This is a genomic window from Polycladidibacter hongkongensis (assembly GCF_001561995.1).
GTDB lineage: Bacteria > Pseudomonadota > Alphaproteobacteria > Rhizobiales > Stappiaceae > Pseudovibrio > Pseudovibrio hongkongensis.
The window spans coordinates 125,310-142,823 of the sequence record NZ_LLWC01000022.1; the positions used below are offsets into that span (position 1 = coordinate 125,310).

Below are 17,514 nucleotides of genomic sequence, written 5' to 3' on the forward strand. Positions count from 1 at the left end.
ACGCCTACTCACTCTACTAACTTGAACCACATTCAGTAAATTCTCACCAAACATTCACCTGCAGTAGACCCTATCTTCAACCGGTGCACACTTGCTCGATCACCGCGTGACAAATGGCAAAACACCACCGTCACCTTTTTAAACGCGCTGCAGGAAAACTAACTGTGAAATACAGCTATGCCGCTCACGAAAGGTACCTACCAAAACGAGTGCACCGGCAAATTGTGAACACTTTACAAAACGACCAACACAACACAAACCACAAGGGCACGAAAGCTTTAAGTCGCTCACAAAAGCAGTTGCGGATGAACAATTCCATCTCGCAACCTCGCCTTTTTATCGCGTTCAATCATGTGCAAGCAAGTCGATGCCCTGCTGCTTTAAGAAGTACAATATGTCAATAAAGACCCAGTTTTCAGCGAGTTTGTCTTTGTCTCTACGGTAAATGTCGATCACACGAAACTCACAGGGCTTGTCATAGGCTGGCAGCCCCATGAAACCGCCAGTCGGCCGCGCTGTAAAATTCGGATATCCGAAGAAGCCACCAAATTCCCCCTCCGCCAACCGGCAAATGTGGTTGGTTTTAGAGCGATCCGTAAAACCGGCACGAAATGGCCCAGAGTGCTGCTTCGCATAACGCTCGATCGTATAGGTGGCCCCGATTCCTTCCGGCCCCCACCAGATCATGTCGTCATGCCAAGTCTGTGCCAGTTCCTCTTCAAGGGAGAGCTTGTTATCCCACTGCCCCAAATCAGAAATCATTGCGTTAATGACACTGAGTGTGCGTTGGCCTTCCTCCACCTGCGCATCCTTAAACATCAATCCAGTGTGCGTTTGTGGCCCAGGTTGAACAAGATGCGCAGCGGATTGGCTTTGAAACGGAGACTTACCAGCCTGTACCATCAGGTGCGGTATATCGAAATACATTGCAGTCTCTACGATCTGCCCGTCCACCACCCGGTGAAACGCGCAGTAGCGCAAAAATGCTAGCTTGCCAGTTGGCGTAATTCCAAGCCATGCCTTGTCAAAGAGCCCCATCAAATGCCCCATGGAGACCACCCAGACATCTTTTTCCATAGCGAGCGAATTTTGACCTGCAAAAAACACATCCATCCGCCTTTGCATGCCTGTCAGACTTTGTCTCAGCGGCTGCCAGAACTCGGTAGCAACACTTTTACATGAGCAAAATTGATCGAATGGATAGAAGCTGTGCCAAGTCAGATCCGCACTGCAATACTCGTCCAAAACCGCCGGTAGATTCTCAACAGCCGCCTCTTCAAGTGCCTTGTAATACGCAAGTACCAATTGTTTTTCCACTTGGAAATCTGTCATAGCACATCTCATTTACCACGTATTGTTAATTAGTTAGCAAGCAGAGAACAAACTCGTCGAACTTGATTTTGCATACCTATGCATTCTGTGCTTGCAATTGATATTTCGATCTTATTACATATTGCATGCGTATGCAAAGCACGGATGGAGAGGGACGTTGGCTGTAATTCAACTACGCAATCTGACAAAACGCTGGGGGGGCGTTTGTTGGTGTAGACAAGTTTGATTTAACAATCGCAGACAAGGAATTTTTGGTTCTTCTTGGCCCCTCTGGTTGCGGCAAGACCACCACCATGCGGATGGTTGCGGGACTGGAAGATGCAAGCGATGGCGAGATCCTGATCGACGGAAAATCCGTGAAAGATCTTGAACCAAAAGACCGTGATGTGGCGATGGTGTTTCAAAGCTACGCGCTTTACCCCAACATGACGGTCTATGATAATATCCGCTTTCCCCTCAAGGTACGCGGGATCAAAAAGGCAGATCATGAAGCACGAGTTCTGCAGGCTGCTGACAGAGTGGAGCTACGCGAGTTTTTAAATCGCAAACCGGCGGAGCTTTCTGGCGGCCAGAGGCAGCGCGTCGCGCTGGCCAGGGCAATCGTTCGCAAGCCAAAAGTCTTCTTGATGGACGAGCCACTGTCCAACCTTGATGCAAAGCTGCGAGTATCAACACGCGCGCAGATCAAGAATCTAACCCATGATCTTGCCGCAACAACCATTTACGTCACTCACGACCAGATCGAGGCCATGACCTTGGCCGACCGGGTTGTCGTCATGAACAGAGGCGTTGTGCAGCAAGTTGGAACGCCGACAGAAATCTATGACAACCCGGAAAATACATTCGTGGCAAGCTTTATTGGCAGCCCCGCGATGAATCTGGTCAAGGGTGAAGTTATAGGTGGCACCTTTAAAGCTGATCACACCGAAATCCCTGGCGTAAACGTGCCTGATGGCGCCGTCACTCTCGGGTTTCGCGCCGAAGACGCCCTGATTGCCAAGGATGGCCATATCAAGGCACCACTTTACACCCTTGAAATGCTTGGAGATGCGACGATGGTTTCAGTTCGCATCGGTGGCAAGTTGGTCGCGGTCAAAGCCGACAAGAGCTACCGCGCCACCATTGGTGACGCTGTCGGGATTCAGATTGATCCGGAAAAATGTCACCTATTTTCAGCAGAAACCGGAGAGCGGATCAACCGTTCCTAGTTGACAGTTTTCACGCATAGTATTGGAGGAGAGGGCCTATGCAATTCAAACTCGCAGCTCTTGCGCTTTCCGCAAGCCTCATGAGTGGCACAGCATACGCATCATGTCAGATTGATGGCCGGGTCAGCATTGTCGGCAATGAGTTTCCCGCAATTCACGCCGTTGTCGAAGGCGCCAAAGAATGTAAAGGCGGGGAAATCACCTCCAATCTGACCGCAGATCACCAGAAAATCAACGTTGCCGGCATGACCGGCAATCCGGCAGAGTACACATCGGCCATCATCGCCAATAGCTCAATCGTCGCGCTAATGAATGACGACCTGCTCCGTCCTCTGGATGATCTGGTTGCCAAATTCGGTCAACAGCTAAAACCCAACCAACTGATAAAAATTGATGGCAAAGTAATGGCAATCGCCTTCATGGCCAACGCTCAGCACTTTGTCTATCGCTCTGATATCCTTGCCAAACACGGGATTGAAACACCAAAGTCTTACGAGGAAGTACTCGCCGCCGCCAAAATCATTCGCGAGAAAGGTGAACTGGAGTTTCCTGTCGGCGGTGCATACAAGGCCGGTTGGAACTTGGCACAGGAATTCGTCAACATGTATTACGGCATGGATGGGAAATTCTTCGAGCCCGGATCGGCGAAAGTTAGCATCAACAATGGCAAGGGCATTGCCGCACTTGAAATGATGAAGTCGCTCTCCGGTTACATGAACCCTGATTTCCTAACCCACGATTCCAATGCAACCAACGCAGAGTATCGCGCGGGCAATGTCGCCATGATGAATATGTGGGGCAGCCGCGCCGCAACATTGACCGAAATTGAAGGCATCCCGCAAGAGGTCAAAGACGGATTTGCAATTTCCGGCCCGCTAACCGTTGGCGAGAGCGGAAAATCGGCCTCCACACTTTGGTGGGATGGCTTTACGATTGCCAAAAACATCAGCGACAAAGATGCAGAAGCAACCTTCAAAGCGTTTATGAACGGCATCGCTCCTTCACGCCTAAACGAAGAAACCAAGCCGCTCGCCGTGTGGCTCATTGATGGCTATGAGCCAACTGAAAAGGCAAAGGGCGTCTTTAACGCCGCCAATATGCAGACAAAGCCCTATCCGATGCAGCCTTTCATGGGTCTGTTGCACTCCGCACTCGGTGGTGAACTCTCAGACTTTATGCAAGGCAAAGAAGATGCAGCTTCCGCTCTTGCTGATGTAGAGGCTGCTTATACCGCAGCAGCGCGGGAAAAAGGCTTCTTGCAGTAGCCGTCCCGAACTATTGAGGGGGCGCTGCGCGTGCCCCCTCCCCGTTCTCCCATTTTCAATAATCCTGAAGGGTGATGCATGAAGCACCGCACCTTTTTCTGGTTCATTTTGCCGACCGCGCTGTCGATGCTTGTTTTCATCGCCATGCCCATTGTCTCGGTAGTGACCCAGTCCGTTTATACCCCGCACGAAGCTGTGTTGGTTGAGACAGAAAGCTGCGGCCCGTTTGGTTGCTCTAAAGAAACTGTTATTGATCAAGCAGCAACCAAATCCCTACGCGAAGCAGAGCCGCTTGGCCGCTTTGTGGGACTTGAGATCTACCTTGATCGCGGACACCTCGCGGTTGACGAGGTTGCACAGGCTTGGCGCGATAGCGAAGGCATTTCCGAGTTTATCTCAGAGCTGAATAACCTGCCATTCTACCGCGCCATGGGCTTTACCCTGACCTACACATTCACCGTCGCGCCGTTGATGCTGCTGCTCGGTTTCCTGATTGCTGTTAGCGTCAACCGGTTGAACCGCTATCTCAAAGGGCTGGTAATCTTTTTCTCGCTATTGCCGATGATTGTCTCGCCCTTGATCGGCTCGCTCGTGTTGTTCTGGATGGTGGATAGCCGCGGAATTCTTGGCACCTTTTTGCAATGGGTGGCAGGTGATCCCGATCTCTCGGTAAAAGCCTCCACGTCGCTTACCTGGGTTATGTTAATCGTTTACGGCGTATGGCACGCCGCACCGTTCTCGTTCATTGTGTTTTATGCGGGCCTGCAAACCTTGCCGGGTGACCTGCTGGAAAGCGCACAGATCGACGGCGCCAATCGTTGGCAGCGCACATGGCATATTGTGGTGCCTCACCTGCTGCCACTGGTGACATTCGTGGCCCTCATTCAGCTCATGGATAATTTCCGCGTCTTCGAGCCAATCGTTGGCTTCAACTCAGAAGCCCATGCCACATCTCTAAGCTGGTTCATTTTCAACGATCTTGGCGGCGAAACCCGCTTGCTCAGCTCCGCTTCTGCCACCTCGGTTCTGACCATCATCGGCGTTGCCATCCTGCTCGCTCCAGTTTTGGTGCGCACATGGCGCGATTATCAGAGGAAAGGATAGGCCATGCGTACTCATAGCGAAAAAAATCCGGTGCACCTGAGCGTGCTAATCAATGGCTTCGTGATCCTCTGGCTGCTGATGGCTGCCTTCCCGTTCCTCTGGACAGTATGGGGCAGCTTCAAGGTAGAGCTGGATTTCTTCTCCATCGCCAATTGGACAAACGCCCTCACCGGTGAAAACACCCAGCGCACCCACGAAGGCGCGTTTACCGCAGCGGCCTATGAAGGGGCGTGGTTGCAAGAAGAGTTCTGGCTTGCAGCAATCAATACCGCGATTGTTTGTGTCAGTGTAGTTGTCATCTCGTTGACGTTTGGCACCTTGGGCGCCTATGCCCTCTCCCGCTCAACGCACAAATATACTTTCTGGCTGCTGATTACCGCATTGATCTTCCGCGCCATGCCGCCAGTAACACTGGTTGCCGGATATCTTCTCCCGTTTTTCGAGTGGAACTTGTGGGGGCATCTATCCACCTCCATCATCGTACTGGTGGCGATCAATCAGCCCTTCACTTTGTGGATGCTACACAGCTTCTTCCAGAAAATTCCGAAGGATCTGGATGAAAGTGCCAAGGTCGATGGGTGCAACCAGTTTCAGGCCTTCTGGCATGTCATTATTCCGGTGATGTGGCCGGGCGTGATCACCACCGGTCTGTTCAGCTTCCTGCTCGCCTATAACGACTTTGCAGTGACAGCCATGCTGCTGGCAAAAGAAAACCACACCATGGTGCCAAAAATTGCCAGCTTCCTTGGCACGACGCAGACAGAAGGCAACGTAATGTTCGCCGTCGCCTCCGTGGTCTCCGCCACCGCACCTCTTTTCATTCTTATCATGTTCTTCCAGCGTCAGATTGTGGCTGGACTGACGCAAGGCGCCGTCAAAGGCTAGTTTTTGGAGTAAAAAATGAAAGGTTCAAGACCTGAGCAAGCCGTGCTCACCCGCAATACGGATACGAGCAAAACCGAAGCCACCCGCGCAACCATCGAAAACATGGTGGATGGCCTCAATGATCACCGTATCGAAGATATTGGCGAGTTCTTTGCCGAAAACTTCCGCTGGTTGGGCAATCAAGGCTGCGGCACCAAAACCGGCCTGAGAGAGTTTCAGGAAAATTGGCAAAAGCCGTTTCAAGCTGCTTTCTCCGATAAGGTCTGCATAGATGAGGCCCGCCTTTACATGGGCGAATGGGCAGCAGCCTTTGGCCGCCAAGAGGCAACACATTCCGGCGAGTTTCTAGGCATCGCGCCCACCGGCAAGCGGGTAGAGATCCGCTACATGGATTTTTGGAAGGTCGTCGATGGCAAGATTGTCGATAACTGGGTCAATGTGGACTTTGCCCATGTGGCAGCACAGCTCGGGGTTGATCTGTTCAAGGGTCAGGGCTGGGAAGCCTACGACAAAGGTGAGCGCCAACCTCCGCAGCCACAAGCATCTACTGATCAGTAAACAAGTATAAGTGTTAGGGCACCAACCATGACCATCAAGCATTTAAAGCACGGCAAACCTGAGGCAGATCGGGCAGAGGACGATGCGAAAACCCGCAGCATCGTTGAGGCGACGCTGAAAGAAATCGAACAGCGTGGCGATGCGGCAGTTCGTGAGCTAAGCGAGAAATTCGATAACTATTCACCGGAGAGTTTCCGCCTCTCGCCAGAAGAGATAAATGATCTCATTGCTCAGCTGAGCCCGCAAGAGCTGGCAGATATCAAGTTCGCTCAGGAGCAGGTCAAGAAGTTTGCGCAAGCGCAGCGCGACTCTATGCTCGACATCGAGGTCGAAACCCTGCCCGGCGTTGTCCTTGGCCATAAAAACATTCCGGTGCAATCTGTTGGCTGTTATGTGCCGGGCGGCAAATTCCCTATGGTGGCCTCTGCACACATGTCAGTTGCCACGGCTGCGGTGGCCGGAGTACCGCGTATTATTGCTTGTACCCCGCCTTTCAATGGCAAACCTAATCCGGCTGTGATCGCTGCAATGCACCTGGGCGGGGCCCATGAGATTTATGTCTTGGGTGGCATTCAGGCCATTGGGGCCATGGCGCTAGGCACCCAGACTATTGAGCCGGTACATATGCTGGTCGGGCCGGGTAACGCCTTTGTGGCCGAAGCCAAACGGCAGCTCTTCGGCAAGGTGGGCATTGACCTGTTTGCCGGGCCAACAGAAACCATGGTGATCGCGGACGAAACTGTTGATGCCGAAATCTGCGCCACAGACCTTCTTGGCCAAGCGGAACATGGCTACAATTCACCAGCGGTACTTGTTACCAACTCCGAAAAGCTGGCCAACGAAACCTTGGCAGAAATCGACCGCTTGCTGAAAATCCTGCCAACAGCCAACACTGCCGCTGTCAGCTGGGAGGAGTATGGCGAGGTTATCCTCTGCGAAACCTACGAGGAAATGCTGCAGGTCGCCGATGACATTGCATCCGAGCATGTGCAGGTTATGACAGATCGTGATGACTGGTTCTTGGAAAACATGACCTGTTATGGTGCGCTATTCCTTGGGGCACGAACCAATGTCTCCAACGGCGACAAGGCCATTGGCACCAACCACACCCTGCCCACCAAAAAAGCCGGGCGCTACACCGGCGGTCTATGGGTTGGTAAGTTCCTGAAAACCCATAGCTATCAACGCATCACCACAGATGAGGCCGCTGCCAAGATTGGTGAGGTCGGTTCCCGCCTGTGCATGCTGGAAGGGTTTGTGGGTCATGCGGAGCAGTGCAACATTCGCGTTCGTCGCTATGGCGGCATCAATGTTCCCTACGGCGAAGGCGCAACCTCGCGAGGCTTCTTAAAAACGGGTTGCGGCCTCTCAGTTTCCAAAAGAGGCCGCTCTCCTCTAACCAAACAAAACCAAAGGTACCGCCCACAATGCAAGATCTGCACAAAAGCAACAAGGCTCTGCTCAACCCGCTAAGAAAGGCGCTGTACGACTACGATGCAGATACCGTTTGTAACGCGTTGCGTGCCACTTTTGCGCAAGAGGTGGTGTGCAGGCTCTCACACCCGCTTGGCACTATGGTCTCGGCTCCGGCGTATTTCCAAGGTGCCATCGCCCCCCTTGTCAAGGCCCTGCCGGATTTGGAGCGCCGCGACTACATCGTCATCGCCGGACAAGACAGTCCGGGACAAAACTGGGTCGGTACCGCAGGATACTACACTGGCACATTTGCCCAACCCTTCCTACAAATTCCCCCCACTGGCCATCAAGTGGCGATGCGCTTCCACGAGTTTTATCGCTTCGTTGAAGGCAAAGTTGTCGAGATTCAAGCCATTTGGGATATTCCCGAGTTGATGATGCAGGCAGGCGCTTGGCCCATGGCACCGTCGCTTGGGCGAGAGTGGCGCGCCCCTGCCCCCGCCACGCAAGATGGCATCAATGTGGGGCAAGCGCAGCAGCAAAGCGGTCAGCAAACCTGCAAGCTCATTATAGATATGCTTGAATATATGATCCGCCACCCGCAACAGGGTGGGCCGGAAGTTATGCAGCTGGAGCGCTTCTGGCACCCCAAGATGAACTGGTATGGACCGGCAGGCATCGGCACGGCCAGAGGCATCACAGGCTTTCGCAACTGGCACCAAATCCCGTTCTTGCGCGCCATGCCGGATCGGGGCCAGAACCCTGAGGGCACAGGCCACCATTTCTTCGGCGAAGGCAATTATGCAGCGGTTACCGGCTGGCCCAATATGCGCCAGACACTAAGCCACGACGGCTGGCTAGGGCTTGCTCCCTCAGTACAGGAGATCGCCCTGCGCTCGCTTGATTTTTGGCGTGTTGAGAACGGTAAGATCCGCGAAAACTGGGTGCTTGTTGATCTGCTAGACGTCTACTCCCAATTGGGCATAGATGTTTTTGCGCGCATGCAAGAATTTAACAAAGCGTACAACCCTTTCCATCAGCACCCGAGCAATAGAGGCGAGTGACCTATGGCAACCCTTCCCAAACTTCCATCGATGGACCTGAATGGTAAGACCGCATTGGTAACCGGTGCGTCCTCCGGCATTGGCCAAGGCTGTGCCGCTGCGCTCGGGCAGGCAGGCGCATATGTTATCTGCGCTGCACGGGGCGTTGAGCGGCTTGAAGAAACCCGAGCGCTCATGCATCAGGAGGGATACTCGGCCGAAGCTGTCAGCCTTGATCAATCAAACCTGAGCGAGTTAAAGGCGTTGATTGACAGCTACACCCCTGAAGTCATAATCAACTCGGCGGGCTTGGCCCGGCACAAACCGGCGCTAGAAACAACCCCTGAAGATTTTGGTGCTGTCACCGACGTTAATTTGAAGTCCGCATATTTCCTTAGCACCTATGCCGCAGGGGCGCTCATCCGGCAAGGCAAACAAGGCTCGATCATTCATATATCCAGCCAAATGGGCCATGTGGGCGGTATCGATCGCACCCTTTACTGCGCCACCAAACATGCGCTGGAGGGAATGATAAAGGCAATGGCTATCGAGTGGGGCAAACACGCCATTCGCATCAATAGTATCAGCCCAACCTTTGTACGCACCCCCCTCACTCAAGCGACCTTTGATGATCCCGAACGGCGGCAATGGATTATGGACAAGATCAAACTGCCCCGTCCCGCAGAGGTGGAAGACATCATGGGCGCTGCGTTGTATCTGGCAAGTGATGCCTCTGCAATGATGACCGGCACCTCCCTACTCGTTGATGGGGGCTGGACAGCGGGCTAATGTACGACAAAGTCACATCACATCAAGTAGCCGAACTGGCAGGTGTTTCCCAATCCGCAGTCTCTCGCGTGTTTACACCCGGGGCCTCTGTCTCCAAGAAGACAGCGGCAAAGGTGCGCGCTGCCGCAGACGAACTGGGTTATCGCCCCAACGTTTTGGCTCGTGCGATGGTCTCGGGCAAAAGCCGCATCATTGGCGTTATCGTCGCTTACCTAGAGAACCAGTTTTACACCGAGGTTCTGGAAAAGCTCTCCCGCGCCTTCAAGCAGCGCGGTTACCACATTCTGATTTTCATGGTGAAGAATGATCGCGAAAGCGTTGAAGATGTGATGGCCGATATTCTTGATTATCAAGTAGATGGCATCGTCATGGCGTCCATCGATCTCACCTCGGATATTGTCAGCCGTTGCCGCAACGCCGGTGTACCACTGGTGCTGTTTAACCGCTCCCAAGATATCGAGGGCGTTACCTCCATCACATCAGACAACATCCGCGGCGGTGAGAAAGTCGCCAGCTACCTCGTAGAGGCAGGATATCGGAAACTGGCCTACATCGCCGGTTGGGAAAAAGCCTCAACGCAGCGCGACCGTGAGCAAGGGTTCAGGCAGGAGCTTACGCGCCATGGCCATCAGCTCTTCGCCCGGGAAACTGGAAACTTCAGCACCCAGCAAGCGCAAGGGGCCGCCCGCCGCCTGTTCGACAATCCCGCGCCAAACCGGCCAGATGCTGTGTTTGTCGCCAATGATCACATGGCCTTCGCCGTGATGGACGTTATCCGCTTTGAATACGGCCTACGTGTGCCAGAGGATGTGGCTGTTGTTGGTTATGATGATGTACCGCCCGCCTCATGGGGCGCATACAGCCTGACAACAGTGCGCCAAAGGGCCAACCTGATGGTGGAGGAAACCGCCAAGGCCCTGTTTGCCATGATCGATCACCCAGAAGAATTCACTGCAAAGCACATCAAAATTGACGGCGATCTCATCGTGAGAAGATCCAGCCGCGCGCTGCGCTAATCCGCTTTAAGAAAAGGAAAACAAAATGCAGGGTTTTGACAGCTCCTTTAAGGACTTCCCCGGCTATATCCTCGATATCACCAAGGAAATCTGGGAAAACCGCGGCATTGCAACTTTGCACGATTATTGCAGCGAAGACATTGTCGTGCGCATGCCAGGTTCTGTCTCCACGGGCAACCAGAATGTAATTGCGGCCACCATGGCCACCCTCGCCGAATTTCCAGACCGCACTTTGCTAGGTGAGGATGTTATTTGGTCCGGCTCACCGGAAGAGGGCATGCTTTCCTCGCACCGCATCCTGTCCACGGCAACCCACTTGGGCGAAGGTGCTTACGGCAAGCCTACTGGCAAACCGCTCGTCTATCGTATTCTGGCCGATTGCCATGCCATCAATAACAAGATCAACGACGAGTGGTTGATCCGCGACCAAGGCGCCATTTTACGGCAAATGGGCTGGGAGCCGAAAGCCTTCGCAGCAGATTTGATCGAGCGCGAAGGCGGCATCGATAATTGCGTAAAGCCACTCACACCCGAAACAGATATTGAAGGCCCCTATCTTGGCACTGGCAATGACAATAGATGGGGCGAAGCGTATGCGGGCAATTTACGCAGCATTATGGCAGCTGATCTGCGCGTAATCGAACACAACTATGATCGCGCGGTGCAAACAGAATATCCCGGCGGCGCAACAGGGCACTCTTACGCCTCTGTTGATCATTTCTGGATGGGTCTGCGCGCAGCATTCCCGAACGCCCAGTTCACCATTCATCACCAGATCGGCCGCGATGATCCGCTGATGCCACCCCGCGCTTCCATCCGTTGGAGCCTATGGGGCAAGCACGAGGGGTACGGCGCTTTTGGTCCGCCCACCGGTGCCATGGTCTACGTCATGGGCATCTCGCAGGCAGAATACGGCGCGTTGACCAACAGCGAAGCCAAAATCCGCCGCGAATATACCCTGTTCGACGAAGCGGCCATCTGGAAACAGATTTTGCTGCAAACAAAATAGATAAGATCATCACTGGGAGGTGAATTTATTACCCAATCTCTTGAAGAGACGATTGTCCGATATGGCGATTTAAAGCCTTGTAAAACAGCGTTTATTGATGCCCACACACCCGGATCTGATCAAAAAGAAAACTTCACCATCATTGGTGGTGGCGTTTCTGAAAACCCGGATCAACACGTCCATATCAAGGACACCCCGGGCTTTAACATTGGCGCTGCGGGCCAACCGCCCAAATGCCGCAACTCGCTGCATTCTCACACCACGGCGGAAGTATTCTTTGTCTTGAAAGGTCGCTGACGCTTTTTCTGGGGTGAGCAGGGCACAGATGGCGAATTCATTGCCGAGGAAGGCGACATTTTCAACATCCCGACGGGGATCTTCCGCGGTTTTGAAAATGTCGGCACCGACTACGGCATGATCATGGCCATTCTGGGCGGAGATGATGCAGGCGGCGGCGTCACTTGGGCCCCGCAGGTTATCGAAGAAGCAAAGGTACACGGGCTCATTCTCGGCGAAAACGGTGTGCTTTATGACAGCAAGAAAGGGCAATCGCTGCCAGCAGGCATCGCCCCTATGCCACTATTAAGTAAGGAAGAGCTCAAACAGTTCCCTAAAGTGCCGGTTGGCGCTGTTGTTCGGGATTATGTCGCCAGATATTGGGACCTCATGGCGCTTTCTGCAAATGATCCTGCCAAGGTCATCGGAGAAAACGCGCTGCTGAAAGACAAACCGGGCTTTGAGGTCGATTTCCTCAGCCGCAACTCTTTGGGCACCGCATCGCAAACCTGCGAAAAGCACCATGTGCTTATGCCAATGCGCGGTCACTGGAAGCTTTCCACGACCCGTGGCGAGGCAACCCTCAACCCTGGGGATACCGCGTTGCTTAACCCGGGCGAGTCCTATCATCTCACCCCATCCATGACAGGCGAATCCAGTCTTTACCGTGTCATCGCCAATGATGATCCAGCAGGATTAACCTGGACAGGGGCATAATACGAAAGACCCCGCGCTTTTTAGCCACCAGCAACCCTAAGAGAAGTCAAATGCTGCCACTGGTCCTCTTACCGGGCATGATGTGCGATGCGCGCCTGTACACTCCGCAAATCTCTGCGTTTTCAAGCAAGACAAGCGTTCAGATCCCCTTCCTCGGCGGGCACAGCACCATGCAAGAACTCGCGAGCGCTGTTCTTGCACAAGCCCCGCAGCACTTTGCCTTGGCTGGCCTTTCCATGGGGGGCATTCTGGCAATGGAAATTGTGCGTCAGGCTCCTGAGCGCATTGCAAAACTGGCGCTACTGGACACCAACCCACTGGCCGAACTCGACGCTATTAAAGCGATACGTGCCCCACAAATCGAAGCCGTACGGCAAGGGAAGCTGGCTGAGGTGATGAAGGGACAGATGATCCCTAAATATCTCCCCTCTGGAAAACAATCTACTGAAATAGAGCAGCTCTGCCTGCGCATGGCGCTGGACTTGGGGCCAGAGGTGTTCATCAGGCAATCACTCGCCCTGCGTGATAGGCCCGATCAGCGGGAGACTTTACGCCGCTTTCAAAATAAAACGCTCATCCTGTGCGGGGCGCAAGACCAGCTTTGCCCAATCGAAAGGCATGAGCTGCTACAATCACTTATGCCCCATGCGCAGCTGCATATTCTTGACGGCACGGGCCACCTGCCCACGCTGGAACAACCTGCGCGAACAAATGCCCACTTGCTAGATTGGTTCTCATCATGATTACCCCAAGCCTGCTAGAGCTACTAAAAAAAGTCGATACCCCCACCGTTTGCAACGCGATTGAGGTTGCCCAAGGAAAACGGGGGTTCAACGATTTCACCCGTGGCACCATGCTGTGTTCTGCGCCAGAGGAAGGCGCCATTGTCGGCTTCGCTCTCACTGCAAAAATCTCCGCGATTGCGCCGCCAGAAGAGGCGCCGGAGATCATTAAAAAGCGCCGCATGGACTACTACCGCCACATGGCCAGTTGCCCGGAACTGCCAACCGTGGCGGTTATTGAAGATATGGACGGAGCCGCGGCAATTGGCGCGTTCTGGGGCGAGATCAACGCCAATATTCACCGCGGCTTTGGTATCTGCGGGGTCCTCACCAACGGCGTAATGCGTGATCTGGGGGATCTGCCCAAAGGTTTCCCGGTGATCGCAGGCTCGATTGGACCAAGCCACGGCTTCGTCCATGTAAGAGATATTGACTGCCCCGTGAACGTGTTTGGCTTGAATGTTGCACCAAAATCGCTAGTCCACGCAGATCGGCACGGCGCGGTCGTCATCCCGAGTGATCTTTATGAAGTGCTGGAAGATGCAATTAACAAACTCTTGAGCACAGAACGCATAATTCTTGATGCAGCACGCGCACCCGGTTTTGATTTTGACAGCTTCCAAAAAGCTTGGAGCGCTTTTGAAGCTGCAAGAACATAACTGTTTGTGCGCCAAATTAATGCCCGACAACAACCGCCACTCCCTCTACATAGAGGGGGGGCTGTTCCAACGCACTCATCTAGAACAAATAGGATCCACCGAAGTGGAAGCTGGAGCTTGCATGGGTTGCCGCATAGTCCCCTTCAAAACTCGCGGTGAGTTCCAGCTGCCGATTGACATGCACCCCTACCCCCGCATCGACGAGAAAAGAATAGTGTTCCGTTTCCACGCTGTTGCTATGGCTGGTGGCAGAGGTGTCGACGACCACATTGCTGATATCGCGCCCCATCAACCGTTGACGCCCATATCCGGCAACCCAGCCGATGGCCTTGGCGTCATCACCTAATGAAAAACTCCTCGAAACCCGCATACCACCGATCAAATCAAACAGCCCTTGCGAAGTACCGGAGAAGTCGGAGTTCAGGTTCGCGTTAGAGGCAAAGCGAGTGTAACTATCGGTAAACACCTGTCGGTACAGGCCTGCCACTTGCGGCGTAATCAGAAATTCTCCGGCTTGAAAATCCTTTGTGGCGCTCACCAAGCTGTTGATCGACTGCACGCCATAGCCAGCTTGCGTTGTATCCGTAAAGTTTAGGCCCGTCAGGCCTGTAAAGTCGACATCTTGATATGCATATTCCGCTTGCCCCATCAGCAACACCCCGGCGTATTCCATCGTCGCATAAAGACCACTTATATACGTGTCGCTTTTTTCGCGTGATCCGCGGCATTTTGGATCATTGGAAACCGCATGACTGTTCAGGTAGCCAACATAGCCCCCCGTGCGCAGCCCCTGTGCAAATTCGTAGTCTGTCCCTGCGGTAAAGCCCCAGTTCTGTGCATCATAGCCGGGGGTTTTCGAAGTATTTTCTGCCTTGATCAACTGCCCGCTGACATCCCCCCAACTTACCCAATCACCGCGATTGTGATGGTGCACGGTGCCGTGCCCCTCCACATGCCCCTGCGTATCCCACATCCGTGCCCGCGTCGCGTTGTCTTGGCTGCTAAATGCGTAGCAACTGGACGGATTAAAGCTCGGCCGCACAGAGACACCGCCATCACCACCAGATGACGTATCACCAAACACCGAGATTTGGCTCTCAGAAAACTCCGGATTGGCGATATTTATCGAGGCAAATTCCCCTGTTCCGCTCGCTCCGCTAGCCAACCCGAAAATGTAGTAGGTCTCGGTTAGTGCAAATCCCGATCCCTCCGTCAGATTCAGCACCGTGGAACCAGATATGCTCGCGGAATTATTCACTTGGAACGGCGCTTCGGCGGGCGTGTCGTTTGCGGTACCAAGTGCAACTTCCACTGTACCGCCACTAAGATCAACTTGATCGGCCGTCAATGTGCCATTCGCCGTAATCTGCCCCGACGACATCGACAAACGGCCATTGCCCCCTTCAACCATGGTGAGCGAACCGCCACTTGGCACATTCAGCGTTCCACCGGAAATCGTCACCTGCGGTGATGCTTGTAAGTCCCCGTCATTCAGCGTTCCGGCAAGCTCGATCGTCCCACCTGAAAGGTTAAGCGAAGGGGTTGAGAAGCTTCGCCCGCTGACAATATCAAGCGTGCCATTGCTTTGATTGATCGTTGTATCCAGTGTCTGGTCCGCGCTTGGGCGCCATGTCCCGGCACCAGAAAGCTCGATACTATCAAACCCTGAAGCATTCACGCTGCCAAGATCCAGCGTCCCCACCTGCCCACTCGTTAATTCATAGGTCAACCGGCTGCTCAGGTTCGCGGTGTTGGCAAAGGTAAACGCACCAGCGGAAAAACCGAAGCCATCGCGAATGGTCACATTCGCATTACAGCTACCACCAGCACTGCCGATCAAGTTAATATTGTTATTTGTGGTATTCTCGAAGGTGGCGGTCACTGTCGCACCTGCATCAGGGCGCAGGTTAAAGCTGTTCGCCCCGGCAAGGCTCATGCCACTGCCCCCACTCTCCAGAGTAAAACTGCCATCGGTAACATTAAAGGTACCGCCTGTTTGGTTGAAGGTCTGCGTGGTGAAACTGTCGCTGGTATTCACCGTTGCCCCGGCCTGCTCATAGGTAGGCAGGTTGGTGGCGGAGGTTATGTCCCAATCCCCATTGCCCGCCACATTTATTTGGTCAAAATTAATCGCGGCACCACGGAAAAAGTCACCCGCATTCATGTTCAAATTCAAAACAGCAAGAAAATCCGGTGCAAGACCATCGGAAATTTCCAGATCCCCTGTCACCCGACTCCCACCATTCAGATTCACCGTGATACGGCTACTACCGGCAATTGAATCATCCACCGCACCTTCAACAAACAAGGCCTCGCCACTTCCTCCATTGAGTGTGCCACTATTGTTAAAGGTTATTCGGTTATTGTCAGGTATAAGGATACCGGAACTTTCCAGATTAATGTGTACACCACGCGTCGCCCCCGTGATACTTCCCGAGTTATCATAGGTGGATGTGTGGTCATCGCTGTACAGCATATCGACGAAAACAGCCGCATTTCCCGTTGATGTGAGACTGCCTTCATTAGTGAAATTGAAAGCGCCATCATCCATTGCCTGCAGCTCGGTATTAACGGCATTATCGGCAGAATTAACGACACCAGCGGCCGCATTAGTGATATTGTATACCGCGCGGTCACCACGGGATATCAGCCGCATACCATAGGCTTCATCGCCCGCCGTTGTTATTGTTCCGGCATTATCAATGTTTGCAGTGCTATCGTTACCGACTTCAAAAACCCAAATTCCATGCGAGCGATCGCCATTTGTGGTGACAGTTGACCCGCTATGAAAATCTACATCAATCAATCCGTCTTCAGCTGTTTCAACAAAGACCCCATAGCCTGAGCGCCGATTGGTGGTAACTGAAGATCCATTCCGCAAATCCACATCAATCGCGGAAAACGTTGCATCATCCCGGCTTACGTAGATACCGTGTTGGGAAAAATCAGAGCTTGATCCCCCGGCTCCCGTTGTAATACTGCCAAAGTGATCAACACTGTAAGTGATCAGATTACCCGCGCTCCCGTTTCCGTTCTCTTGATCAAGTGAAACAGCACGGCTGAGATCGTCATCAACATTAAATACAGCACCTGCATCGATAGTAACATTTACGCTCTGTCCGGGTGAGATATTGAAATTTTCCAAGAAAACAATTGACTCATTAAAGTCAGTCAAAGTCTGATTTCCTGTAAAGCTGTGATCACCTACAGTAGAAATTGTAAATATGTTTTGAGCTTGTGTCGGCACTGCAAACATCAAAGCACCAAGCATTGTCGTAAGACCGCGCATGTATCACCTTTTCGTTAATACAGACGCTGCCCCCCACACCTTCTATTAGCAACCAGTTAAATCACACTAGGCATTAACTGTAGATGCATAAAGCATTATAGGAATTATATAATTTCATATGATCCTTTGGAAATCCAGAAAAAAACATGTGCAGAAGAGCTTCTGG

Annotated in this window: 14 protein-coding genes and 1 pseudogene; 13 read left to right on the forward strand and 2 right to left on the reverse strand. The window is 53.0% G+C overall.

The features are described 5' to 3' along the window. Positions 1 to 345 precede the first annotated feature (345 nt). Positions 346 to 1,332, reverse strand: a complete 987-nt coding sequence (locus AYK82_RS08685; protein WP_156453306.1) for an ester cyclase — start codon at positions 1,330 to 1,332, stop codon at positions 346 to 348. Positions 1,333 to 1,489: 157 nt separating this feature from the next. On the opposite strand from AYK82_RS08685, the pseudogene AYK82_RS08690 reads away from it, so the two are divergent. The 13 genes and pseudogenes from AYK82_RS08690 (at position 1,490) to AYK82_RS08750 (ending at position 14,059) form a co-directional block, all read left to right on the forward strand. Further along, positions 1,490 to 2,540: pseudogene (locus AYK82_RS08690) on the forward strand (ABC transporter ATP-binding protein). Between the two features lie 38 nt (positions 2,541 to 2,578). Further along, a complete protein-coding gene (locus AYK82_RS08695) occupies positions 2,579 to 3,805 on the forward strand; it encodes an extracellular solute-binding protein (protein ID WP_068314161.1) in 1,227 nt (408 codons plus the stop codon). A gap of 78 nt (positions 3,806 to 3,883) precedes the next feature. Further along, positions 3,884 to 4,909, forward strand: a complete 1,026-nt coding sequence (locus AYK82_RS08700; protein ID WP_068314164.1) for a carbohydrate ABC transporter permease — start codon at positions 3,884 to 3,886, stop codon at positions 4,907 to 4,909. Between the two features lie 3 nt (positions 4,910 to 4,912). Further along, positions 4,913 to 5,794: a carbohydrate ABC transporter permease gene (locus AYK82_RS08705; RefSeq protein WP_068314167.1), complete on the forward strand. Its 882-nt coding sequence runs from the start codon at positions 4,913 to 4,915 to the stop codon at positions 5,792 to 5,794. 15 nt (positions 5,795 to 5,809) lie between these two features. Next, positions 5,810 to 6,352: an ester cyclase gene (locus AYK82_RS08710; RefSeq protein WP_068314171.1), complete on the forward strand. Its 543-nt coding sequence runs from the start codon at positions 5,810 to 5,812 to the stop codon at positions 6,350 to 6,352. A 27-nt stretch (positions 6,353 to 6,379) separates the two neighbouring features. Further along, a complete protein-coding gene (gene hisD, locus AYK82_RS08715; protein ID WP_082733824.1) occupies positions 6,380 to 7,825 on the forward strand; it encodes a histidinol dehydrogenase in 1,446 nt (481 codons plus the stop codon). After that, the gene (locus tag AYK82_RS08720; protein WP_068314174.1) at positions 7,780 to 8,832 is read left to right on the forward strand and encodes an ester cyclase; all 1,053 of its coding nucleotides are present in this window, start codon (positions 7,780 to 7,782) and stop codon (positions 8,830 to 8,832) included. The genes hisD and AYK82_RS08720 overlap by 46 nt, the downstream gene beginning before the upstream one ends. Positions 8,833 to 8,835: 3 nt before the next feature. Continuing rightward, the gene (locus AYK82_RS08725; protein WP_068314177.1) at positions 8,836 to 9,600 is read left to right on the forward strand and encodes an SDR family NAD(P)-dependent oxidoreductase; all 765 of its coding nucleotides are present in this window, start codon (positions 8,836 to 8,838) and stop codon (positions 9,598 to 9,600) included. Continuing rightward, on the forward strand, positions 9,600 to 10,616 hold the full coding sequence (locus AYK82_RS08730) for a LacI family DNA-binding transcriptional regulator (protein WP_068314180.1): 1,017 nt from the start codon (positions 9,600 to 9,602) through the stop codon (positions 10,614 to 10,616). Before AYK82_RS08725 ends, AYK82_RS08730 begins: the two co-directional genes overlap by 1 nt. A gap of 25 nt (positions 10,617 to 10,641) precedes the next feature. Next, the gene (locus AYK82_RS08735) at positions 10,642 to 11,625 is read left to right on the forward strand and encodes a nuclear transport factor 2 family protein (protein ID WP_068314183.1); all 984 of its coding nucleotides are present in this window, start codon (positions 10,642 to 10,644) and stop codon (positions 11,623 to 11,625) included. Between the two features lie 414 nt (positions 11,626 to 12,039). Continuing rightward, positions 12,040 to 12,618: a cupin domain-containing protein gene (locus AYK82_RS18345; RefSeq protein WP_244265741.1), complete on the forward strand. Its 579-nt coding sequence runs from the start codon at positions 12,040 to 12,042 to the stop codon at positions 12,616 to 12,618. A 50-nt stretch (positions 12,619 to 12,668) separates the two neighbouring features. Further along, the gene (locus AYK82_RS08745; protein ID WP_068314186.1) at positions 12,669 to 13,361 is read left to right on the forward strand and encodes an alpha/beta fold hydrolase; all 693 of its coding nucleotides are present in this window, start codon (positions 12,669 to 12,671) and stop codon (positions 13,359 to 13,361) included. Beyond that, on the forward strand, positions 13,358 to 14,059 hold the full coding sequence (locus tag AYK82_RS08750; protein WP_068314189.1) for an RraA family protein: 702 nt from the start codon (positions 13,358 to 13,360) through the stop codon (positions 14,057 to 14,059). The genes AYK82_RS08745 and AYK82_RS08750 overlap by 4 nt, the downstream gene beginning before the upstream one ends. 79 nt (positions 14,060 to 14,138) lie before the next feature. On the opposite strand, the gene AYK82_RS08755 is transcribed toward AYK82_RS08750, so the two are convergent. Further along, complete coding sequence (locus AYK82_RS08755) at positions 14,139 to 17,234, reverse strand: autotransporter family protein (RefSeq protein WP_172795220.1); 3,096 nt, start codon at positions 17,232 to 17,234, stop codon at positions 14,139 to 14,141. Positions 17,235 to 17,514 lie beyond the last annotated feature (280 nt).